Here is a 22,318-nt window from a genome sequence, read left to right on the forward strand (position 1 = left end):
GGCTCCGGGCCCCGGGGCGGCGGATGCGGTCACTCCTGGATCGTCCCTCGCAGATAGCCGGCGGCGTGGGCGGCGCGCTCACGCACGTCGGCCAGGTCGTCGCCGTAGGTGGTGACGTGCCCGACCTTGCGGCCCGGCTTCACGTCCTTGCCGTACATGTGGATCTTGAGCTGCGGGTCGCGGGCCATGCAGTGCAGGTAGGCGGCGTACATGTCCGGGTAGTCGCCGCCCAGGACGTTGGCCATGACCGTCCAGCGGGCACGCGGGTGCGGGTCGCCGAGGGGCAGGTCGAGCACGGCCCGCACGTGGTTGGCGAACTGCGAGGTGACGGCGCCGTCCTGGGTCCAGTGGCCGGAATTGTGCGGGCGCATGGCGAGCTCGTTGACGAGCACCCGGCCGTCCCGGGTCTCGAAGAGCTCCACCGCGAGGTGCCCGACGACCTCCAGTTCGGCGGCGATCTTCAGGGCCAGCTCCTGGGCCGCGGCGGCCTGCCCGGCACGCAGCCCGGGGGCGGGGGCGATCACCGTGTCGCAGACGCCGTCCACCTGGAGGGACTCCACCACCGGGTAGGCGACGGCCTGCCCGTGCGGGGAGCGGACCACGTTGGCGGCCAGCTCGCGTACGAAGTCCACCTTCTCCTCGGCGAGCACCGGCACCCCGGCGCGGAACGGTTCGGCGGCGTCCTCGGTGCCGTGCACCAGCCAGACGCCCTTCCCGTCGTAGCCGCCGCGGACCGTCTTGAGCACCACGGGGAAGCCGTCTCCCTCGGCGGCGAAGCGCGCCACGTCCTCCGCGTCGCGCACGATGCGGTGCCGGGGGCAGGGCACCCCGAGGGCGTCCAGCCGGGCCCGCATCACCCCCTTGTCCTGGGCGTGCTCGAGCGCGTCCGGGCCGGGGCGGACGGGCACGCCGTCCGCCTCCAGCGCCCGGAGGTGCTCGGTGGGCACGTGCTCGTGGTCGAAGGTGACCACGTCGCAGCCGCGCGCGAAGTCGCGCAGGGTGGCCAGATCGCGGTGGTCGCCCAGGACCACGTCACCGACCACCTGCGCCGCGGACTCCTGGGGAGAACCAGCGAGAAGCTTGAACCTGATGCCGAGCGGGATGCCCGCCTCGTGCGTCATACGAGCGAGCTGACCGCCGCCGACCATGCCGACAACCGGGAACGTCACGTTCTCCAGACTATCCACACGTCCGGAACCGGCCACGCCCGCCGTCCACCCGCTACGATGATCGCCACGATACGTACCGTTGCACGAAGCGGGGGGACAGCGCTATGGCGCCGGGGGGCCGGCCCGGACTCGGGCTGGACGACGAGGGGGCCCTCACCCAGGGTGAGCGCCTGAAGACGGCCGCGGAGGACCTGGACGCCGTCGGCAGACTGCTGGGCAAGGACCTGGGCGCGGACCTGCCGTTCTTCGGGAGCTGGAACCCGTTCGCCCCCGACCCCTTCGGCGAGTACGGCGGCCAGCGTGCCTTCCCGCCCTTCGCCCGCGTGTGGAACGACGAGGTCGCCACGCTCGCCGGGGCCCTGCGGGAGATCCGGCAGAAGATCGGGGACGGCGTGGTCACCACCACCGCCACCGACGTGGACACCGGGCACGCGCTCCAGGCGATACCGAGCCGGCTCGGGGACCTGTAGATGACGAAGTCGAGCCGGGCGGACAAGAAGCGGCTCTCGGAGATGCTGACCGAGGTCGAGTCCGTCACCCCGGGCGACGGCGGCGACAGCATCCTGGGCGGAGGCGGCTACGGCAACCTGAAGCTGGCCAACCTCATCGACGAGGCCCTCGGCACACCGGAGCCGGAGGGCGATCCGGACCACATCGAGGGCAAGGCCGCGGCCTACGGCAAGGCCGCGCAGTACGTCTCCGAGGTGCGCGGGGACATCAGCTCGGTGGCCGACGCCGGGCTGCCCGAGGTGTGGATCGGCGAGGCGAGCTCCAGGGCGAGCGACGTCACCCGGGCCGCGGGGAACACCGCGGAGGTGATGGCCGACCGCTTCCGCACCGCCTCCCGCGAGTTGTCGCTGCTCTCCGAGGGCATCGCGCGGGCCCAGCGCGCCCACGGCCTGGGCCTCGACGCCCTGCACTCCGCCCGCAACCACCTCGGCGACAGCGCGCTGCTCGCCCCCGAGGAGGACGTGCGCAGGGCGAAGGAGGCCGCCGCCGACGGCATCCGGGACCTGCGCACCGGCGTCGAGGAGGCGGAGAACGCCGGGGAGCGCGCGGAGCGGGAGCTGGACAAGCTGGCCTCGGAGGCGCGGGCCGGCCGGCTCGACTCGGACCACCTCTCCGACGCCGACCGGATCGTGCTGGCCGACGCCGCCGCGGCCGGCGGCGACCGCGAGGACAACGAGATCCTGTCCGCGAACGACCTGGAGCGCGCCGGCGTCCGGCTGGACCGGATGAGCGCGGCGGACCGGCAGGCGTACGACCGGCTCCTGGACGACGCCAAGTCGCCGCAGGAGCGCGCCTACCTGATGAAGGCGCTCGCCGCCGGGTACGACCTGGAGGAGATCCGGGGCTTCAGCGAGGCGATCCACCCGTACGGCGACGACCCGGTGTGGCTCCAGCAGCATCTGACGCCGGTGGTGACGGCCTCCGACGACTCGATGCAGGACGGCGACCAGAGCGAGAAGGTGCTCTTCGGCCCGCAGGAGTGGACCCAGGGCCCGCACCCGACCTGCGTGGTCTCCTCGACCATCACCGCGCGCGCCATGGTCGACCCGCTGTACGCCCTGGAGCTGACCACCGGCGGCCATCCGGGCGACCCGGAGTACGACAACCCGGACGCCTTCGCGGAGCGCCTGCGCGAGGAGCAGGCGGAGATGCACGCGGAGGGCGGCGCCGAACCGGACTCCGGCATGTCCATCGACCAGGGCGGCGAGGCGGCCGACCGCGAGATCAGCCCGCACACCGGCGCCACCTATGAGCGCGTGGACCTGGAGGGCGACGCCCAGCGGGCGGACGCCCTCGACGACATCCGGGAGTCCGTGAACGAGGGCAAGCCGGTGCCCATCGGGGTGAAGGGCGACGACAGCGCGCACCAGATGATGGTCGTCGGGCAGGAGGGCGACAAGCTCCAGATCTACAACCCCTGGGGCTTCACCACCTGGGTCAGCGAGGAGGACTTCGTGAACGGGGACATCTCCGGCGCCTCCAGCGACGACCTCCCCGAGCCCTACTACCTGCAGATCCCGGACTGATCCATGTCTTCCTTCTCCCGCCCCGCCACACCCAGCTTCTCCCGCCCCGCCACACCCAGCTTCTCCCGCCCCGCCACACCCACCTTCTCCCGCCCCGCCACACCCAGCTTCCCCCGCCCCGCCACGCCCCGCACCACCACCGCCCTGGCCTCCGCCGTGACCGCCGTCCTGCTGGCGGCGGGCTGCGGTGCCCCCGGCACCGGGAACGACGGGAAGGGCACCGGCGGTGACCGCGGCTCCGCGCCGCCCGCCACCCGCACTCCGGAGCCGCCCGTGACCGCGACCTACGACAAGGACGACCGGCGGGTGGAGACCGCTCCCGGCGAGACCTTCGCGCTGCGGGTCACCGACCGGTCCAGCGCCGGCTACACGTGGGTCGTCGCCGGGCCGGAGCCGGACGGTGAGGTGGTCGAGGCGCGGGGCACCCGGCGGGAGCAGGCGGACCCGGAGCAGGTCGGGGCCTTCGGGTCGCTGCTCTTCGACTTCCGTGCGGCCGCTCCCGGCACCACGCGGATCACCCTCCGCAACTGCTACCGCTGCGGCACCCCGCAGGAGCAGGTCGACCGGTCGCACCCGGCGACCGACCTGACGTTCGACGTCACCGTCCGCGAGCGAGGCGACCGATGACCGATCCCGACGACGCCCGTACGCCCGACGAGGAGCTGCGCACGCTGGACGTACCGCTGATGCTCCGTTACGGGCTGACGCTGGGCGGCCCGCACCGCGCGGCGCTGTTCGGTGACGGCGCGGTCGCCGCCGCCCTGCAGGCGGAGGCACTGGGGGTGCTCCCCCGCTCGGTGTCCTACCTCGGGGAGGTGGTGCGCCGGGGCGGGACCCGGCACGCCGCCGGGCTGCCCGAGCCGCTTCCGGAGGCCGAGCCGTCCGTACTGGCGGACGAGTGGCTGACCGCGGCGGCGGCCGTGGTCACCCCGGCGGACGTGGACGCCGACGAGACGCTGGCCCGCTGGCTGGAGGCGGTGGCCGCGGTGATGGCCCTGCGACGGGACACCACGGCTGGTTAGCATGAGGAGGCCGGGGGGCGAGCCGAGACGCCGAGCAGGACGGGGACTGAGCCATCGCTACGAGTGAAGGGCGCGGCGTGCGCGCACGACTGGCGCGGCTCGCCCGCGAACTCGCCAAGTTCGGCACCGTCGGCGCCTTCGGCTTCCTGGTGAACGTCGCCGTCTTCAATCTGTGCATCCGCACCCTGGAGCTGGCGACGGTCCGCTCCGGGGTGATCGCCACGGCGGCGGCGATCTGCACCAACTACCTCGGCAACCGCTACTGGACGTACCGGGGCGCCGACAAGAGCCGGGTGCGGAGGGAGCTGTCGCTCTTCCTCTGCTTCAGCGGCATCGGACTGGTGATCGAGAACGGCGTGCTGGCCTTCTCCCACTACGGGCTGGACCTCACCTCGCCGCTGGCCGACAACCTCGCCAAGAACGTGGTGGGGCTGGGCGTGGCCACGGTCTTCCGGTTCTGGTCCTACCGGAGCTGGGTCTTCCGGTACGCCGTGGAGTCCCCGGCGGAAACCCCGGTGGAGTCCCCGGCTGCCGCGGCCGGGACCGCGGAGCCCCCGGCGCCGGAACCGCAGCCGGCCGGCGGGATGCTGCCCGGCGGGCCGGCGGGGCGCCGGGTGCCCGCCCAGGCGCCGTCAGCCGGCGTCCTCCGCTTCACGGCTGAGGAAGAGGGCGAACACCGGCGGGAACTGCTGCAGTAGCTCCAGCCGCCCGCCGTCCGCCTCCGCCAGGTCGCGGGCGACGGCGAGCCCCAGCCCGGTGGAGTTGCGGCCGCTGACGGTGCGCTCGAAGACCCGGGAGCCGAGCTCCGGGTCCACGCCGGGCCCCTCGTCGGTCACCTCCACGACCACCTGGTTCCCGGTGACCCGGGTGCGCAGGGCGACGGTGCCGCCGCCGTGCATGAGGGCGTTCTCGATCAGGGTGGCCAGCACCTGGGCGACCGCCCCCGGGGTGCCGACGGCCCGCAGCCCGGTCTTCCCGGAGCACACGAGGGCCCGGCCTTCGCCGCGGTAGGCGGGCTTCCACTCCTCCGTCTGCTGCTTCACGACCTCGTCGAGGTCGAAGCCGACGGCGGAGCCGGAACGCGGGTCGCGGGAGTTGGTCAGCAGCCGCTGCACCACGTCGGTGAGCCGCTCGACCTGGGCGAGGGCGATCGTCGCTTCCTCCTTGACCGTCTCCCGGTCGGACGGGTCCTCGGTGTCGGCGGTGGCGATGATCTCCTCCAGCCGCATGGAGAGCGCCGTCAGCGGGGTGCGGAGCTGGTGGGAGGCGTCCGCGGCGAGCCGCCGCTCGGCGGTGAGCATCCGCGCGATGCGCTCGGCGCTGGCGTCCAGCACGTCCGCCACCCGGTCCAGCTCCGGCACGCCGTACCGGCGGTGCCGGGGCCGCGGGTCGCCGGAGCCGAGCCGCTCGGCGGTCTCGGCGAGGTCGGTCAGCGGCGCTGCCACCCGGTGCGCCTGGCGTACGGCCAGGATGGCGGCGGCCACGACGGCCAGCAGCGCCACCGCGAGAATGATCACGAAGGTGCGCCCGAGCTCGCTCCGTATGTCCCCGCGCGACTGGCGCACCACCACCGTCTCGCCGTGGCTGCCGGTGGCCCGGGCCTCGATGGCGTCCCCGTCCGGCTGGTCGCCGAAGGCGATGGTGCGGGAGCCGGGCAGCTCGATCCGCACCCGGTGGTCCCCCTCGACCGCGGTGCGCATGGTCGCCGCGGTGACCGGTTCGTCCGCCACCAGGCGGCTCTCCACCACGGAGACGAGCCGCGCGGCCTCGGAACGTACGGACTCCCGCGCCGCCTCCTCGATGGTGCGGCTCTCGACGATCACCAGGGAGACCCCGAAGACGGTGACCACGACGAGCACCACGGCGAGCGTGGACTGGATCAGGCGGCGGCGCATGTGCGGGGTGGCTCAGCTCTTCTCGAAGCGGAAGCCGACGCCCCGCACGGTCGCGATGTAGCGGGGGTTGGCGGCGTCGTCGCCCAGCTTCTTGCGCAGCCAGGAGATGTGCATGTCGAGGGTCTTGGTGGAGGACCACCAGGTGGTGTCCCAGACCTCGCGCATGAGCTGGTCCCGGGTGACGACCCGGCCGGCGTCCCGGACCAGCACCCGGAGCAGGTCGAACTCCTTGGCCGTCAGGTGCAGCTCCTCCTCCCCCATCCAGGCGCGGTGCGACTCGGCGTCGATGCGCACGCCGTGGGTGGCGGGCGGCTGGGCGGTCTCGGCGGCGACCCCGCGGCGCAGCAGGGCGCGGACCCGGGCGAGCAGTTCGGCGAGGCGGAACGGCTTGGTCACGTAGTCGTCAGCGCCGGCGTCCAGACCGACCACGGTGTCCACCTCGTCCGCGCGGGCGGTGAGGACCAGCACGGGAAAGGTGTGCCCCTCGGTGCGCAGCCTCCGGCAGACCTCCAGCCCGTCCATCCCGGGCAGCCCGAGGTCCAGCACCACCAGGTCGATCCCGTCGCGCAGCCCGGCCTCCAGCGCGCCGGGGCCGTCCTCCCGGACCTCGACCTCGTATCCCTCCCGGCGCAGAGCCCGGGCCAGCGGCTCCGAGATCGACGCGTCATCCTCGGCGAGCAGTACTCGGGTCATGGCCCGATGGTAGTCCGCGCGGAACAGCCGGTGGTCCCGCGGTGAAGGCGGCGCCCGTCCCCGGGGGCACCGGTGAAGACCCGGGGGACGGCCCGGGGGTGTCCCGGGGAGGAAGCCCGGGGAGGGTCACAGTGGATCGTGAGTAGAAATGAACACGTCACCTTCGATTGTGCGGGAAAGTTTCCCCTTTCGCCTGTGATCTGTCTCTCAGTCCCTTCCCTTGGCCGACAGTTCCTGTCGTAAGGTGAACGGCGACTTCTGCAAGTGAACGTCAGGGACCCTTGGCCGCTGCGCAACACGCCAAGGGTCCTTTGGTGTGCGGACCGGCACCCCGGCACCCGTACCTTCCCCCACAGGGTCGCGCTCTCCCCCGGGCGCGCCCGAGCGACCCCGAGGAGCCACCACCATGGCGTCCAGCCTCACGAAGGCCGCTGCCGGGGACACCGGCGGCAAGACCTTCTTCGGCCACCCGCGCGGGCTGGCCACCCTGTTCATGACCGAGATGTGGGAGCGGTTCAGCTTCTACGGCATGCGGGCCCTGCTGGTCCTGTACCTGACGGCACAGGTGACCGACGGCGGCCTGGCGATGAAGGCCGCCACGGCCACCGCGCTGTACTCGGTCTACAACGCCACCGTGTACCTGCTGGCGCTGCCGGGCGGCTGGTTCGGCGACCGGGTCTGGGGGCCACGGAAGACCGTCGCGATCGCCGGCGGCATCATCATGACCGGCCACTTCCTGCTGGCCGTGCCCTTCGAGGCGTCGTTCTTCGTCGGGCTGGTCTTCATCGCCGTCGGCTCCGGGCTGCTGAAGTCCAACATCTCCACGATGGTCGGGCACCTCTACGACGGCCCGAACGACCCGCGCCGGGACGGCGGCTTCACGATCTTCTACATGGGCATCAACATCGGTGCCTTCCTGGCGCCGCTGACCATCGGCACGGTGGGCCAGCAGGTCAACTGGCACCTGGGCTTCGCCATGGCCGGCGTCGGCATGGCCCTCGGCCTGGCGCAGTTCCTGCTCGGGACCCGGCACCTGAGCGCGAAGAGCGACCTGGTGCCCTCGCCGCTGTCCGCCGAGGAGCGGGCCGTCGCGATCCGCAAGACCCTGGTCGGCGCGGCCGTGGCGACCGTCTTCTACGGCGGTCTGGCGCTGGCCGGCGCGTTCAGCATCGACTGGGTGCTGTGGCCGATGTCCATCGCGGGCATCGCGCTGCCCGGCCTCTACTTCACCCGCATCCGCCGCGACAAGGACGTCACGCCGGACGAGCGGAAGAAGATGACCGGGTACATCTGGTTCTTCGTCGCCGCCGCGCTGTTCTGGATGATCTTCGACCAGTCCGGCTCCACCATGACGGTGTTCGCCAAGGAGAACACCGCGACCACGCTGCTCGGCTTCGACTTCCCGGAGAGCTGGTTCCAGTCGCTGAACCCGCTCTACGTGATGGCCTTCGCCCCGGTCCTCGCCGCCCTCTGGGTGAAGCTGGGCCGCCGGAACCCGAGCACCACGGTCAAGTTCGGCCTGGGCCTGACCGGCATCGGCCTCTCCTTCGGCCTGATGATGGTCGCCATGGCGGTGGCCTCCGGCGGCGAGAAGGTCACCCCGCTCTGGCTGGCCTCGGTCTACCTGATCCAGACCCTCGCCGAGCTCTGCCTCTCCCCCGTCGGCCTCTCGGTCTCCACCAAGCTGGCCCCGGAGAAGTACGGCAGCCAGGTCATGGGCCTGTGGTTCCTCGCGGTCACCGCGGGCAACTGCCTGGCCGCGGTCTCGCAGCTCGTCTTCGGCGAGGACGCGGTCGGCTCCACGGTCTACTTCGGGAGCATCGGCGCGCTCGCGACCGTGGCGGGTCTGGCCTTCCTGCTGATGCGGAAGCGGGTCATCCGGCTCATGGGCGACGTGCACTGACGCACGGCCCCCGCACCGACGTGGCCCCCGGCCGGGACTCCGGCCGGGGGCCACGTCGTGCAGGACGGCAGACGGGCCGCTCAGGGCCCGTGCGGGGCGAACGGGTCCCGTACGGCGCGAGGGCGTACGGGGCGACAGGGACCCGTACGGCACGAGGCCGTACGGGCACGGGGGCTGCGTACGCGGGACCGGCCCGGCGACGGAAAGGGGCCACGCGCCGGCCCGGGAGCCCCGGTCTCAGTGCGGCGCGGCGAGCTCCGCCCACACGGTCTTGCCGGTGCCCTCCGGGTTGCGGACGACGCCCCAGTCCAGGCAGAGCCGCTGCACGATGAACATGCCGTGACCGCCCGGCCGCCCGGCGCGGTGCGGTGTGCGGGGCGCCGGCGAGCCGGTGCCCAGGTCGACGACCTCCAGCCGGAGCAGCTTGGGGCCGCTGCCCACCCGCAGCTCCTCGGGGCCGCTGGCGTGCAGGCAGGCGTTGGTGACCAGCTCGGAGACCACCAGCAGCACGTCCTCGGCGGCGGCCCGCTGGTCGGCGGTGGCGGGGGGCAGCCAGCCCCAGTCGGTCAGGGCCCGGCGGGTGAAGTCGCGGGCGCGTGCCACCGCCCCGGAGGCGCCCACCAGCCGCAGCCGGCGCACCTGCCGCAGCGGCCGCACCTGCCCGGACTCGCCGCCGCGGGGCTCGCCGGCGGCGCGAGGGCCCTCATCGGTGATCCCGGCCAGCGGCACGGCAGCGGTCGTCGCGGCGCGCTCCGGCTCCGGGCCGCCGTCGCCCGCCGGGTGCGGCCGGGTGGTGCTCATCAGTGGTTCACCTCACCGATTACCTGACAGATTCAGAGGTCTCCTGCCCTGCCGGGCGATGAGAACACCCACCGATTCGGATGCATCGGTGTGATGCGGGTAACGTCACGATTACGCACCGGCGACGTGAGCGAGCGCTGCGTCGAGGTCCTCGTGCACGGTGAACACCGCGTCGGCCCCGGTGATCTCGAACACCCGGGCGACCACCGGGAGCATCCCGGCCAGATGCACGCCGCCGCCCGCGGCCTCCGCCTTGAGCCGGGCGCCGAGGAGGACGTTCAGCCCGGTCGAGTCGCAGAACTCCAGACCCGAGCAGTCCACGACGAGGCGGCTGTACCCCTCCTCGACGCTCCGCTCCAGCGGCTCGCTCAGCAGATCGGCAGTGTGGTGGTCAAGCTCACCCTGCGGCGTCACCACGGCGCTTCCGCCCTGATGCCGCACCTCGACCGTCAGCCGACCCCGGCTCGCACTGCCGGGCATCCCGCGGTCCATGCACACCCCTTCTGATTGCACGCTTCTGATGGCACGGCGAGCGTGTTCTGCTGCCCCGAAGGGCCTCGCTCGAACCCTACGCCTTCACCGCGCCCTCTGGTAGCCGAAGCGCCCGCACAATTGGGCAGATCACACAAACCGGACTTGCCATGCACGTATGGGAGCCGGTAGGCCTATAGGGGTAACAACAACTCGTCGGCCTTGGAGGCGCCGCACCTCGTAGTGCACGTCACGGCTCCGGCAGCCTTATGCCGAGAATGATGGAGGACACCATGTCACCCCGGCTCGATCACGGGATATCGGACCTCACCGACCCGGCCGTTACGGGCCCAGTGGACCCGGACGCGAGCCCGGACGCGGCGACCGCGCTCCCGGAGGCCCCCGAGGCCCCGGATGCGATGGACGCCACCGCGGAGGCCGTCGTCGAGGAGATCCTCGACCAGCTCCACCTCCCCGAGCTGCCCACGTTCGACACCGTGGGCCCGGTGGACGCGCGGGCCCTGTCCAAGACCCTCTTCCAGCGGCTGGAGAGCCTCGAGGAGGGCACCCACGAGTACTCCTACGTCCGCAACACCCTGGTCGAGCTCAACCTCGCCCTGGTGAAGTTCGCGGCCTCCCGCTTCCGCTCCCGCAGCGAACCCATGGAGGACATCGTCCAGGTCGGCACCATCGGCCTGATCAAGGCGATCGACCGCTTCGAACCCGGTCGCGGCGTGGAGTTCCCCACCTTCGCGATGCCGACCATCGTCGGCGAGATCAAGCGCTTCTTCCGCGACACCTCCTGGTCCGTGCGCGTGCCGCGCAGGCTCCAGGAGCTCCGCCTGGACCTGGCCAAGGCGGGCGACGAGCTGGCCCAGCGGCTGGACCGCGCCCCGACCGTCGAGGAACTGGCCGAGCGGCTCGGCCTCTCCACCGACGAGGTGGTCGAGGGCATGGCCGCCAGCAACGCCTACACGGCGAGCTCGCTGGACGCCCAGCCGGAGGAGGACGACACCGAGGGCACGCTGGCCGACCGCATCGGCTACGAGGACCACGGCCTGGAGGGCATCGAGTACGTCGAGTCCCTCAAGCCGCTGATCGCCGAGCTGCCGGCGCGCGACCGCCGCATCCTCTCCCTCCGGTTCGTCGCCAACATGACGCAGTCCGAGATCGGGGAGGAGCTGGGCATCTCCCAGATGCACGTCTCCCGGCTGCTCGCCCGCACCCTGCGCCGGCTCCGCAAGGGGCTGATGACCGAGGAGTGACGCCCGCCCGCGGGGCCGCACGGTCCGCGGAGCGCGCGTATGCCGAAGGGCCCGCCCTCCCCGGGGGACGGGCCCTCCGGCATACGCCGCCGCCTCCGGGAACACGGCGGGGACCGCCGGGCAGGCCGTCGCCGGGCGGGCCCCCGGGGGCCCGCCCGGGACCGCGGGACTCCGCCGTGGCTCAGGCCGCCCGCTCGCCGCGCCGCCACACCGCGTGGACCAGCGGCACGCCCGGCCGGTAGGCCAGGTGGACGTGCGAGGGGGCGTCCAGCAGCACCAGGTCGCCGAGGGCGCCGGGCGCCAGCCGCCCCACGTCCTCCCGGCGCAGCGCCCGGGCCCCGCCCGCCGTCGCCGACCACACCGCCTCGTCCGGGGTCATCCCCATCTCCCGTACGGCCACCGCGAGGCAGAACGGCATGGAGGAGGTGTAGGAGGAGCCGGGGTTGCAGTCGGTGGACAGGGCGACGGTCGCGCCCGCGTCCAGCAGCCGGCGGGCGTCCGGGTAGACGGCCCGGGTGGAGAACTCGCAGCCGGGAAGCAGCGTCGCGACGGTGCCGCCCTGCGCCAGGGCGTCCACGTCGGCGCCGGTGAGGTGGGTGCAGTGGTCGGCGGAGGCCGCGCCCAGCTCCACGGCGAGCTGCACCCCGGGACCGTGCGAGAGCTGGTTGGCGTGCACCCGCGGCACCAGTCCGCGGGCCTGCCCCGCGGTGAGGATCGCCCGTGCCTGGTCCCCGTCGAAGGCGCCCTGCTCGCAGAAGACGTCCACCCACCGGGCGTACGGGGCGCAGGCGTCCAGCATCGGCCCCGTCACCTGCGCGACATAGCCCGCCGGGTCGTCGGCGTACTCGGGCGCCACGATGTGCGCGCCCAGGAAGGTGACCTCGTCGGTCTGCGCGGCGGCGATCCGCAGCGCCCGGGACTCCTGCTCCGGCGTCAGCCCGTAGCCGGACTTGGTCTCCATGGTGGTGGTGCCCTGGCGCAGCGCCTCCCGCAGATGGCGGGCGAGCGTGCCGGACAGCTCCTCGTCGCTCGCCGCCCGGGTGGCGGCGACCGTGGAACGGATGCCGCCCGCGGTGTACGGCCGCCCGGACATCCGGGCCGCGAACTCCTCCGTGCGGTCGCCGGCGAAGAGCAGGTGCGCATGGGAGTCCACGAAGCCGGGGAGCCCGGCCCGGCCCTCCGCGTCGTACGCGGTGTCGGCGGCCGGGGCGACCGCGGAGGGCCCGACCCAGGCGACGCGCTCGCCGTCCAGCACGACGGCGGCGTCCGGCAGGACGCCCAGCGGTCCCTCGCCGAGGTCCGGGTCGTTGGTGACGAGGCTGCGGATGCTGTGCACGAGAGTGGTGGTCATGGGGCTCCTTGCGTCAGGGGGCGCCCCGGGGCCGGGCCGGAAGCCCCGGGGCGGCGGTACGAGGGGACTGTCCCCGGCGGTACGGGCGGCCGTCACCGGGCCGCACCGGAAGCTGCGGGCGGGAGCCCGCGGAGGGCGGGCGCACAAGCCCCGGGAACGGGCCGGCAGGAGCACGCGGACCGGCCGGCGGTGGGCCCTGCGCACCCGGACCGTGCACAGGCGGCGGCCGCCGGAACGATCGGCGTGAGCACCGGGCCGCCCGGCGGCGCGGGACCCGCGGACGGTCGGCGCGAGCACGCACAAGCCGCCGCACAGCCCACGGGAGCACACGCACCCCACCGGAACGGCCGGAGCGAGCACGCGGGCCGCGCACAGCCCGCGGCGGCGACCGGACAGCGGAGCCGCGGAGGAGGCGCCGGCGGACACGGGGCCCCGCGCACGCGAGGGGCCTCGCCGGGGACCCTCCGCGGCAGCAGCGGGGCGGGCCCGCACCCGGACCGTGCGCCGCCCCCACGGAGCCGGGGTACGAGGGCCCGGGACCGGGCGGTCACTCCCGCACCGCGGCGATCGCCTCGGCCAGGACCGCACCGGTGCGGGGCAGGGCGGTGTGCACGCCGTCGCGGACCACGTGGCGGCCCCCGACCACGGTGTGCCGCACGTCCGCCGCGGTCGCGGCGAAGACCGCGGCCTCCGCCGCGTCCCGCGCCGCCGGCCCGGCCGTACGCACCGAGTCCAGCGCGATCGTGGTGAAGTCCGCGAGGGCGCCCGCCGCCAGCCGCCCCGCCTCCGGCCAGCCCAGCGCGGCGTGCCCGTCCGCGGTGGCGGCGCGCAGCAGCCGGCCCGCCGGCCAGTGCCCGCGCCGGCGGGTGCGCAGCCGCTCGTCCAGCTCCATCGCGCGTGCCTCCTCCAGCAGGTCGACGACCGCGTGGCTGTCGCTGCCCAGCGAGAGCGCGCAGCCCGCGCGCTCCAGTGCGGGAGCGGGGCCGATGCCGTCGGCGAGGTCCCGTTCGGTGGTGGGGCACATGCACACGCCCGTGCCGGAGCCGCCGAGCAGTGCGATGTCCGCGCCGGTCAGATGGGTGGCGTGCACGGCGGTGGTGCGCGGCCCGGTCACGCCGTGCGCGGCCAGCAGCTCGGCCGGGGTGCAGCCGTGCGCCGCGAGGCAGGCCTCGTTCTCCGCCGGCTGCTCGGAGAGGTGCACGTGCAGCGGGGCGCCCGCCTCACCGGCCCAGGCGGCCACCGTGCCGAGGGCGTCGGCGGGCACCGCCCGTACGGAGTGCACGGCTGCGCCCACCCGGGCGACCTCCTCCGCGCCCGCGCCCGTCCGCAGGGCGCCGACCCGCTCGGCCCACACCTCGGCCGAGCCGTCCGAGAACCGCCGCTGGTGCCCCTCGGGCGGCCGTCCGAAGCCCGCCGACAGATAGCAGGTGTCCAGCAGGGTGATGCGGATGCCGGCCTCCGCGGCGGCCGCGATCAGGGCGCGGCCCATGGCGTTCGGGTCGGCGTACCGGAGGCCGGCCCGGTCGTGGTGGAGGTAGTGGAACTCGCCGACGCAGGTGATGCCGGCCAGCGCCATCTCCGCGTACACGGCGCGGGCGAGCGCGAAGTAGCTGTCGGGTGTGAGGCGTTCGGCGACGGTGTACATCACCTCGCGCCAGGCCCAGAACGAGTCGGGTGCCCGCGCGCCGGCCGCGCCGTGCCCGGACTGCGGGGCGGACCGGACGCCCCGCTGGACCGTGCCGCGCAGGGCGCGGTGGAAGGCGTGCGAGTGGGCGTTGGCCAGCCCGGGGACGGTGAGACCGCGCAGGACCTCGGCGCCGGGCTCCGGGGCCTCGACGCCGGTCCGCACGGCGGCGAGCCGGCCGCGCGCCACGTCGAGGGCGACGCCGTGCTCCACGGTGCCGTCCACCCAGGCGTGCTCGGCCCACCAGGTCGCCGGTTCGCTGACGGGCGCCGGCGGGTCGGCGGAGCCGGGGCCGCGCTCCGTGCCGGTCTCCGGGTCGGTCACGGGCACGCCAGCTCCTCCAGGACGTCGGCGAGAGCGAGGACTCCGGCGACGCAGTCGTCCTCCCGCGCGTGCTCGGCGGGCGAGTGCGAGACACCGGTGGGGTTGCGCACGTAGAGCATCGCGGTGGGCACCGCCGCGGAGAGGACGCCGGCGTCGTGACCGGCCCCGGTGGGCAGCACCGGGACGCCGCCCAGCAGCGCGGCCAGCCGGTCGCGCAGCCCGTGTGCGAACTCCACGACCGGGGTGAACGACTCGCGGCGGACGGACACCTCGACGCCGTCGCGCCGCCCGCGTTCCGCCGCCGCCTTCTCGATCTCCGCGACGACGGCGGCGAGCGTCTCCTCGTCGGCGGCGCGGGAGTCCAGCCAGCCGCGGACCAGGCCGGGGACGGCGTTGACGCCGTTGGGCTCGACGGCGACCTTGCCGAAGGTGGCCAGGGCGCCCGCGAGCCGCGCCTTCTTGCGGGCGGCCAGCACCGTGGTGGCGTACGTCAGCATCGGGTCCCGGCGGTCCTCCAGCCGGGTGGTGCCGGCATGGTTGGCCTCCCCGTGGAAGTCGAACCGCCAGCGGCCGTGCGGCCAGATCGCCGAGGCGACGCCGACCGGGTGCGGGCCCGCGGCGGAGTCGCCGCCGGCGGCCAGGGCACGGCCCTGCTCGACGTGCAGCTCCACGAAGACGCCGATCCGGCCCAGGCGTTCCGGGTCGGGGCCGATGGCGCCGGGGTCGTAACCGGCGTGCTCCATGGCCTGCGGCAGCGAGACGCCGTCCGCGTCCCGGAGCGCGTGCGCGCGCTCCAGGGTGAGCTGACCGGCGGTCAGCCGGGAGCCGGCACAGGCGAGCCCGAAGCGGGCCCCCTCCTCGTCCCCGAAGTTGACCACGCCGAGCGGCCGGGTGGTCCGTACGCCACGGCTGCGCAGCACGTCCAGTGCGGCGAAGGCGGAGACCACGCCCAGCGGGCCGTCGAAGGCGCCGCCGTCCGGTACGGAGTCCAGGTGGGAGCCGGTGACCACGGCGTCCCCGGCGGCGGGGTCGCCCTGCCAGGCCCACTGGTTGCCGTTGCGGTCCACCTCGTAGGCGAGGCCGCGGGCGGCCGCCTGCGCGCGGAACCAGGCGCGGCAGTCGGCGTCGGCCGCCGTCCACGCGTAGCGCCGGTAGCCGCCGCTCTCCGGGTGGCGCCCGACCGGCTCCAGTTCGCGCCACATCTCCTGGAAGGACGGAGGTTCCGGGGAGCGCGGCGCGCCCGGCGCGGGCATGTCCGCGGCCGCGCGGCCCGCGTCCCGCGCGGGGCCGGTCGGCGCCGGGCGCGCCGCCCCCGAGGCGGGGCGGCCCGCAGCCCGACCCGGCCCGTCCGCACCGTGCCCCGGGTCGCCCGCACCCGCGGCGCCGTCCCGCGCGGCGTCCGGAGAGCCGCTCACTCCTCCCCCTCCCGCATCGGCACCCGCACGCCGCACTCGGCGGCGATCTCCTCGGCCCGTTCGTACCCGGCGTCCACATGGCGGATGACACCCATGCCCGGGTCGTTGGTCAGCACCCGGCGCAGCTTCTGCCCTGCCAGCGGCGTGCCGTCGGCCACCGTGACCTGCCCGGCGTGCAGCGACCGGCCCATGCCCACGCCGCCGCCGTGGTGCAGGGAGACCCAGGAGGCGCCGGAGGCGGTGTTCACCAGGGCGTTGAGCAGCGGCCAGTCGGCGATCGCGTCGGAGCCGTCGCGCATGGCCTCGGTCTCGCGGTACGGGGACGCCACCGAGCCGCAGTCCAGGTGGTCGCGGCCCAGGGCCAGCGGGGCGGAGAGCTCGCCGCTCGCGACCATGTCGTTGAACCGCTCGCCGGCCTTGTCCCGCTCGCCGTGGCCCAGCCAGCAGATGCGGGCCGGCAGCCCCTGGAAGTGCACCCGCTCCCCCGCGAGCCGGATCCAGCGGGTCAGCGACTCGTTCTCCGGGAAGAGGTCGAGGATCGCCCGGTCGGTGGCGGCGATGTCCCGGGGATCGCCGGAGAGCGCCGCCCAGCGGAAGGGGCCCTTGCCCTCGCAGAAGAGCGGCCGGATGTAGGCGGGCACGAAGCCGGGGAAGTCGAAGGCCCGGTCGTACCCGGCCGTACGGGCCTCGCCGCGGATCGAGTTGCCGTAGTCGAAGACCTCGGCGCCCGCGTCCTGGAAGCCGACCATCGCCTCCACGTGCCGGGCCATGGACTCCTGCGCGCGGCGGGTGAACTCGGCCGGCTTCTCCGCGGCGTACGACGCCATCTCGTCGAAGTCCACGCCCAGCGGCAGGTACTTCAGCGGGTCGTGTGCGGAGGTCTGGTCGGTGACGATGTCGATCGGCGCGCCGCGCCGCAGCAGCTCCGGCACGAGTTCGGCGGCGTTCCCGAGGACGCCGACGGACAGCGGGCGTCGGGCGTCCCGGGCCTCCGCGGCGAGCTGGAGCGCGTGGTCCGGGGAGTCCGCCCGCACGTCCAGGTAGCCGTGCTCGATCCGCCGCTCGATGCGCGAGGGGTCGCATTCGACGCAGAGCGCGACGCCGCCGTTCAGGGTCACCGCGAGCGGCTGGGCGCCGCCCATGCCGCCGAGCCCGGCGGTCAGCGTCACCGTGCCGGCCAGGCTGCCGCCGAACCGCTTGGCGGCGACGGCGGCGAAGGTCTCGTAGGTGCCCTGGAGGATGCCCTGGGTGCCGATGTAGATCCAGGAGCCGGCGGTCATCTGCCCGTACATGGTGAGGCCGAGGGCCTCCAGGCGGCGGAACTCCTCCCAGTTCGCCCAGTCCCCGACCAGGTTGGAGTTGGCCAGCAGCACCCGGGGAGCCCACTCGTGGGTCTGCATCACCCCGACCGGGCGGCCGGACTGCACCAGCATGGTCTCGTCGTTCCCCAGCGTCTCCAGGGTGCGCACCATGGCGTCGAAGGACCGCCAGTCGCGGGCGGCCTTGCCGGTGCCGCCGTAGACGACCAGCTCGTCCGGGTGCTCGGCGACCTCGGGGTCGAGATTGTTCTGCAGCATGCGCAGCGCGGCCTCCTGCTGCCAGCCGCGCGCGGTGCGTGCGGTGCCGCGCGGTGCCCGTACGGGGCGCGGTCCTGCCATGACGCTGCCTCCCTGGTGGCGGTGACGACGAGGGGCCCTCCCGGCTCCCTGCATGGGGTGTGCGGGTGCCGCGCGGCACCCGCCGCGCATCCACCTATTCATACACCCTAAAGACTGAATATTTTCAGTCAACCACCCCGGACGGCCGCCTCCGGGAGCTGTTCACCGGGCCGGCCACGGGTCTGGGCTACCCTGATCCCGTCAGAGGGGGGAGGCGAGTGTGACCGCAGCCAGGCGCCCGGCCCGGAGCGCGTACCTCACCGCCCTGCGCGCCGCCCTGGTCCTGCTGGCCACCGTGGCCGGTCTGACCTGCGCCCAGACCTCCTCCGCCGCGGCGGACCCGGTTCTCCGCCAGGCGGCCCACCCGGCCCCTTCCGCCGCAGCCCTCCCCCACTCCCAGCACGGGCAGCATCGAGCGACCGAGGACGACCGCTTCCGCTCCGGCGCCACCGCATCCGGAGCCGGATGCTCCGGTACGTCCGCCATGGCCGCCGAGGCGCCCGCCGGCACGCGCCAGGACGCCCCGGCCGCCGGCCTGCGGACGCCGCCCGTGCCGGATCCCGGACCCGCGCGAGTGAGGGCCGGCCGCGACGCACCGGCGCCTCCGCCGCATCCCCCCTCGCTGGAAGCCCTCTCCGTTCGGCGGGTGTAGGCCGCGGGCTCCCCTCCCGCGCCCTGTCCCGCCTTCGGATCCGGAGTTCCTTCTGATGTCCACACCCAGCAGGTCGCCCCGCCGGGCCGCCCGTACGCTCGCCGCCTGGCCGAGGGAACGGTGGCTCGTGGCCGCGGCCGGGGCGGCCGCCACCGCCCTGCTCGTCGGTGTCCCGACCGACGTCGTCCCCAACCCGTTCTTCGCCCGGTCCGTACCGGTGCAGTGGTGGAACCTCCCCGCACTGGCGGCGACCGCCGTCCTCGCCGGGACGGTGCTCGCCACCTACGTCCGCACGCCCGGCACCGGCCGCACCACCACCGCCGGCCGCCTCGGCTCGGCGGGCGGCGTGCTGTCGTTCTTCGCCGTGGGCTGCCCGGTCTGCAACAAGCTCGTACTGCTGCTCCTGGGCACCTCCGGAGCCCTCACCTACTGGGCACCGCTGCAGCCACTGGTCGCCGCGGTCTCGGTCCTCCTGCTGGCCGAGGCAGCACTGCGGCGCCTGAACACCTCCGACTCCTGCCCCGCCCGCGCCCCCTCGCCCGCGGCCTGACTCCGGGGGCCCCACCCCTCCGTCCCTCCGGAACACCCCTGTGTCTGCCGGACCGGCCGCTCGCGCCGCCGAGGCGGCGGCCCGGCGGCCGGACGGCCGCCGTTTCCCGCAGGAGGACGGCCGGGACGGCGCCCCCGTCCGCCGGCGCCCCCACCTCCGCGCGGGGCGCCGCACCGGAGGTGACAGGCTGGGGGCATGGCTGATCTCGACGCGGGGGTGGCCCCCGGCACTCAGGACCCCGGCGCCCTCGCCGCACGCCGGGACCGGGCGGTACACGCGGCGGTCGCGCAGGGCGTGGTCGGCGGGGAGGACCGGCCGCTCGCGGCGCTGCTGGACGTGGCGGCCGTACGGGAGGCCGCAGCCGCGTTGCAGTCGGCCTTCGCCGGGGTCGCCGCCCCGGGGCAGGAGATCCTGCACACCTTCGCCGTCAAGGCCGGCGCCCTGGTGCCGGTGCTGCGGCTGCTGGACGACTGCGGCATCGGCGCGGAGGCGGCCAGCCCCGGGGAACTGGCGCTCGCCCGCGCGGCCGGGGTGCCGGCGGCCCGTACGGTGCTGGACAGCCCGGCCAAGACCGAGGGGGAGCTGCGGGAGGCGCTGGCCCGCGGGATAGCGCTGAACGCGGACAACCCGCAGGAGCTGGCCCGGCTCGACGGGCTGGTGGACGGCGTGCCCGGCGGGCACGGCCCGGGCCTCGGCATCCGGATCAACCCGCAGCTCGGCGGCGGCGCCATCGACGCGATGAGCACCGCCACCGCGACCTCCAAGTTCGGCGTGGCGCTGCGCGACGAGGGCGCCCGGGAGTGGGTGCTGCGCGCCTACCGCGAGCGCCCCTGGCTGAACCGGCTCCACTGCCACGTCGGCTCCCAGGGCATGCCGACGGCGACCATGGCGGCCGGGGTGCGGGAGACGTACGAGCTGGCCGAGGAGATCAACGCGGCGGCCGGCCGCCGGCAGGTCACCACGCTGGACATCGGCGGCGGCCTGCCCGTCAACTTCACCTCCGACGCGACCACGCCGTCCTACGCCGAGTACGCGCGGCTGCTCGCGGAGACCGTGCCCGGGCTCTTCGACGGGCGGTACGGGCTGGTGACCGAGTTCGGCCGGTCGCTGCTGGCGAAGGCGGGCACCGTGCTGGCCCGCGTCGAGTACACCAAGTCGGCGGGCGGCCGGCGCATCGCCGTGACGCACGCCGGGGCGCAGATCGCCGTGCGCACGGTCTTCGCCCCGGAGGCGTGGCCGCTGCGGGTCGCCGCCTACGACGCGGAGGGGCGGCCGAAGGCGGCGCCGGACGTCACCCAGGACGTCGCCGGGCCCTGCTGCTTCGCCGGCGACCTGGTGGCCCGCGGCCGTGACCTGCCGGAGCTGGCGGCCGGCGACCTCGCGGCGCTGCTGGACACCGGCGCGTACTACTTCTCCAACCCGTTCAGCTACAACTCGCTGCCGCGCCCCGGCGTGCACGGCTTCACCACCGACGGGGACGGCGCGGTCCGCTTCCACACCGTCCGGGAGCCGCAGAGCCTGGCCGGCATCGTGGCCGAGGCGGGCGGCCGCCACCGCGACACCCTCCTCTGAGCGGGGTCGTCGTCGCCCGCACCCGGTGCCGGGGCGGCCGTGGCGTGCCGCTCCGCGTGCCGTTCGCGTGCGGCCCCGGGCCCGGCTCATCAGCCCGGCGGGGCCGCACACCCACGATCTGCGGCGCGCTCAGGCGCGCGCGGCCACCCTGCGCCCTCCGGCCCGGCTCACCGGCCGGCGGGCCCCGCCGGGGGCCGCGTCCCCGGCCAGCGGACCGGTCGTCATCCAGCCGCGCACGTCCTTGCGTGCGGGACTGCCCCCGGCCGCCCACTCGGGGCGTACCCAGACGAGCTGCTCGTGGCGGCGTTCCCAGCGGCCCAGCCACACCGTCTTGGCCCACAGCCCCGCGCCGGCCCCGGCGAGCAGCGCGCCGCCCGCCGCCGGCACGGCGGCCGAGGACGCCACCGCGAGCACGAGGCCCAGCAGCAGCAGCCGGCGGCGGCCACGGTACCACTCGCGCGCGGTCTCGGCGCGGTCCCGCAGGACCACGTACTTGCCCGCGGCCGAACGGGCCTCCAGCATCCCCGTGTAGCGCCGCCGCCGGGCCAGGAAGGTGACCACCGCGGCCGCCGCGAACAGCGCCGCGCCCGCCAGTACACCGATCCGCCGCCCGGTCAGGCCGGGCATCGCGAGCCCGATGCCCGCGGCGACCACGCCGGTCCACCACCAGGCGGCGGCCGCCGCCCGTACGTACACCGCGACCCGTCCCAGCGCATACGACCCGCGCCCCACAACACTCTCCTCTCCTCGCGTGTTCGGCGTCGTGCCGGCGCGCAGGGTAGCGGGTGCGGATGAGAAACCGCTGAGAAACCGCGGAGGACGGAGCGGCGCCGGGCCGGGTGCGGGGCCGAGGGGCCCCGCCCCCTCCGGGCTTCGGAACCCGGCCGCCCGGGGCGGGCGCGGGCGGCACCGATGAGTTTCCGTGACCGGCCGGGTCTGTACGGGTGACGGAGAACGTATGGCACCCGCGCACCCGAGGAGTGGTCATGTCCACAACGACGCCCGCGTCCACGCCCGCACCGGCTCCCGGGCCGGCACCCGTCCGGCCGGCCGCCGTGCCCCACGGGGCCCGGGTCCGCGGCCCCGCCGCGTAACGGGTGGGTGCGGCGGAGCGGCCCGAGCAGGGCGAGTGCGCGGAACTGCTGGAGCGGGCGCTCGGGTACGCCCTGTGCAGTGCCCGCACGGTCACCCCGGCGCTGCTGTCCCGGGCCACGCCTTGCGCGGGCTGGGATCTGGGCATGCTGCTGCGGCACGCGAACGACTCGCTGGCCGCGCTCCACGAGGGGCTGGCCGACGGCCTCGTACGGACGCTGCCGGGGCCCGACGCACCGGACGACCCGGCCGGGGCCTTCCGGGCCGGCGTCTCCCGGCTGCTCGGAGCCTGCGCCGCCGGGAGCGGTGGCGCCGGGGGCGGCGTCGGCGGCGGGAGCGGCGCGGGCGGCGGAAGCGGCGGAAACGGCGGAAGCGGCGGGAGCGGCGCGGGCGGGCGGCTGGTGCTGGTCGGCGACCTGCCGCTGGCCACGGCCATGGTGGCGCGCACGGGCGCCCTGGAGATCGCCGTGCACGGCTGGGACATCGCGCGGGCGGCTGGGCTGCCCCGGCCGATACCGGCTCCGCTGGCGGTGGAGCTGCTCCGGGCGGCGCGGCAGCTCGTGCCGGCACCGGAGGTGCGGGCACCGCTGTTCGGGCCACCGGTGACGGTTCCGGCCGGGGCGGATCCCGGGGAACGCCTGGTGGCGTTCCTGGGGCGCGACCCGCAGTGGTGAGGTGCCGTCCCGGCGCGGTCGCCCGCCGTCCGGGGCCGCGGCTCCCGCAGCCCGGCCCCGCGCGGGCACCGGGGCGGGCCCGGCCCGCGCC

Annotated in this window: 20 protein-coding genes; 10 read left to right on the plus strand and 10 right to left on the minus strand. The window is 75.1% G+C overall.

What is annotated here, in order from left to right:
* Positions 1 to 29: 29 nt before the first annotated feature.
* The gene (locus HOY81_RS13265) at positions 30 to 1,169 is read right to left on the minus strand and encodes a 5-(carboxyamino)imidazole ribonucleotide synthase (RefSeq protein WP_237320530.1); all 1,140 of its coding nucleotides are present in this window, start codon (positions 1,167 to 1,169) and stop codon (positions 30 to 32) included.
* A 104-nt stretch (positions 1,170 to 1,273) separates the two neighbouring features.
* Between HOY81_RS13265 and HOY81_RS13270 the strand changes: the two genes are divergently transcribed.
* The 5 genes from HOY81_RS13270 (at position 1,274) to HOY81_RS13290 (ending at position 4,925) form a co-directional block, all read left to right on the plus strand.
* A complete protein-coding gene (locus HOY81_RS13270) occupies positions 1,274 to 1,639 on the plus strand; it encodes a hypothetical protein (RefSeq protein ID WP_237320531.1) in 366 nt (121 codons plus the stop codon).
* The gene (locus HOY81_RS13275; RefSeq protein ID WP_237320532.1) at positions 1,640 to 3,205 is read left to right on the plus strand and encodes a peptidoglycan-binding protein; all 1,566 of its coding nucleotides are present in this window, start codon (positions 1,640 to 1,642) and stop codon (positions 3,203 to 3,205) included.
* A gap of 3 nt (positions 3,206 to 3,208) precedes the next feature.
* The gene (locus HOY81_RS27370) at positions 3,209 to 3,832 is read left to right on the plus strand and encodes a protease inhibitor I42 family protein (protein ID WP_272892740.1); all 624 of its coding nucleotides are present in this window, start codon (positions 3,209 to 3,211) and stop codon (positions 3,830 to 3,832) included.
* Positions 3,829 to 4,227: a hypothetical protein gene (locus tag HOY81_RS13285; protein ID WP_237320533.1), complete on the plus strand. Its 399-nt coding sequence runs from the start codon at positions 3,829 to 3,831 to the stop codon at positions 4,225 to 4,227. The genes HOY81_RS27370 and HOY81_RS13285 overlap by 4 nt, the downstream gene beginning before the upstream one ends.
* A gap of 77 nt (positions 4,228 to 4,304) precedes the next feature.
* Positions 4,305 to 4,925, plus strand: a complete 621-nt coding sequence (locus HOY81_RS13290; RefSeq protein ID WP_237320534.1) for a GtrA family protein — start codon at positions 4,305 to 4,307, stop codon at positions 4,923 to 4,925.
* Here HOY81_RS13290 and HOY81_RS13295 read toward each other — a convergent pair.
* Positions 4,860 to 6,122 carry an ATP-binding protein gene (locus HOY81_RS13295; RefSeq protein ID WP_237320535.1) on the minus strand — a complete coding sequence of 421 codons (1,263 nt, stop codon included), beginning with the start codon at positions 6,120 to 6,122 and terminating at the stop codon, positions 4,860 to 4,862. The two genes, HOY81_RS13290 and HOY81_RS13295, sit on opposite strands and share 66 nt — an antisense overlap.
* Positions 6,123 to 6,134: 12 nt before the next feature.
* Positions 6,135 to 6,815, minus strand: coding sequence for a response regulator transcription factor (locus tag HOY81_RS13300; RefSeq protein WP_237320536.1), 681 nt, complete (start codon positions 6,813 to 6,815; stop codon positions 6,135 to 6,137).
* Between the two features lie 406 nt (positions 6,816 to 7,221).
* Here HOY81_RS13300 and HOY81_RS13305 point away from each other — a divergent pair, with 406 nt between their 5' ends.
* A complete protein-coding gene (locus HOY81_RS13305; RefSeq protein ID WP_237320537.1) occupies positions 7,222 to 8,718 on the plus strand; it encodes a peptide MFS transporter in 1,497 nt (498 codons plus the stop codon).
* Between the two features lie 237 nt (positions 8,719 to 8,955).
* On the opposite strand, the gene HOY81_RS13310 is transcribed toward HOY81_RS13305, so the two are convergent.
* Both HOY81_RS13310 and HOY81_RS13315 read right to left on the minus strand, forming a co-directional pair.
* Positions 8,956 to 9,519: an ATP-binding protein gene (locus tag HOY81_RS13310; protein WP_237320538.1), complete on the minus strand. Its 564-nt coding sequence runs from the start codon at positions 9,517 to 9,519 to the stop codon at positions 8,956 to 8,958.
* Between the two features lie 111 nt (positions 9,520 to 9,630).
* Positions 9,631 to 10,011: an STAS domain-containing protein gene (locus HOY81_RS13315; protein ID WP_237320539.1), complete on the minus strand. Its 381-nt coding sequence runs from the start codon at positions 10,009 to 10,011 to the stop codon at positions 9,631 to 9,633.
* A 260-nt stretch (positions 10,012 to 10,271) separates the two neighbouring features.
* Between HOY81_RS13315 and HOY81_RS13320 the strand changes: the two genes are divergently transcribed.
* On the plus strand, positions 10,272 to 11,255 hold the full coding sequence (locus HOY81_RS13320; protein WP_237320540.1) for an RNA polymerase sigma factor SigF: 984 nt from the start codon (positions 10,272 to 10,274) through the stop codon (positions 11,253 to 11,255).
* A gap of 181 nt (positions 11,256 to 11,436) precedes the next feature.
* Here the strand turns inward: HOY81_RS13320 and hutI are convergent, their stop codons facing one another.
* The 4 genes from hutI to hutU form a co-directional block, all read right to left on the minus strand.
* The gene (gene hutI, locus HOY81_RS13325; RefSeq protein WP_237320541.1) at positions 11,437 to 12,606 is read right to left on the minus strand and encodes an imidazolonepropionase; all 1,170 of its coding nucleotides are present in this window, start codon (positions 12,604 to 12,606) and stop codon (positions 11,437 to 11,439) included.
* 547 nt (positions 12,607 to 13,153) lie between these two features.
* The gene (locus HOY81_RS13330; protein ID WP_308341004.1) at positions 13,154 to 14,614 is read right to left on the minus strand and encodes a formimidoylglutamate deiminase; all 1,461 of its coding nucleotides are present in this window, start codon (positions 14,612 to 14,614) and stop codon (positions 13,154 to 13,156) included.
* The gene (locus tag HOY81_RS13335; protein WP_237320552.1) at positions 14,611 to 15,867 is read right to left on the minus strand and encodes an allantoate amidohydrolase; all 1,257 of its coding nucleotides are present in this window, start codon (positions 15,865 to 15,867) and stop codon (positions 14,611 to 14,613) included. Before HOY81_RS13335 ends, HOY81_RS13330 begins: the two co-directional genes overlap by 4 nt.
* A gap of 158 nt (positions 15,868 to 16,025) precedes the next feature.
* The gene (gene hutU / locus HOY81_RS13340) at positions 16,026 to 17,687 is read right to left on the minus strand and encodes a urocanate hydratase (protein ID WP_237320542.1); all 1,662 of its coding nucleotides are present in this window, start codon (positions 17,685 to 17,687) and stop codon (positions 16,026 to 16,028) included.
* 707 nt (positions 17,688 to 18,394) lie between these two features.
* Between hutU and HOY81_RS13350 the strand changes: the two genes are divergently transcribed.
* The gene (locus HOY81_RS13350; RefSeq protein ID WP_237320543.1) at positions 18,395 to 18,889 is read left to right on the plus strand and encodes a hypothetical protein; all 495 of its coding nucleotides are present in this window, start codon (positions 18,395 to 18,397) and stop codon (positions 18,887 to 18,889) included.
* Positions 18,890 to 19,084: 195 nt separating this feature from the next.
* Positions 19,085 to 20,461, plus strand: a complete 1,377-nt coding sequence (locus HOY81_RS13355; protein WP_237320544.1) for a diaminopimelate decarboxylase — start codon at positions 19,085 to 19,087, stop codon at positions 20,459 to 20,461.
* 129 nt (positions 20,462 to 20,590) lie between these two features.
* Here HOY81_RS13355 and HOY81_RS13360 read toward each other — a convergent pair whose 3' ends face one another.
* On the minus strand, positions 20,591 to 21,193 hold the full coding sequence (locus HOY81_RS13360; RefSeq protein WP_237320545.1) for a hypothetical protein: 603 nt from the start codon (positions 21,191 to 21,193) through the stop codon (positions 20,591 to 20,593).
* Positions 21,194 to 21,558: 365 nt separating this feature from the next.
* Between HOY81_RS13360 and HOY81_RS13365 the strand changes: the two genes are divergently transcribed.
* Entirely contained in the window at positions 21,559 to 22,227 is a 669-nt protein-coding gene (locus HOY81_RS13365) for a maleylpyruvate isomerase family mycothiol-dependent enzyme (protein WP_237320546.1), read from the plus strand.
* Positions 22,228 to 22,318: the final 91 nt, after the last annotated feature.

Source organism: Streptomyces sp. JJ36 (assembly GCF_021696945.1).
Lineage (GTDB): Bacteria > Actinomycetota > Actinomycetes > Streptomycetales > Streptomycetaceae > Streptomyces.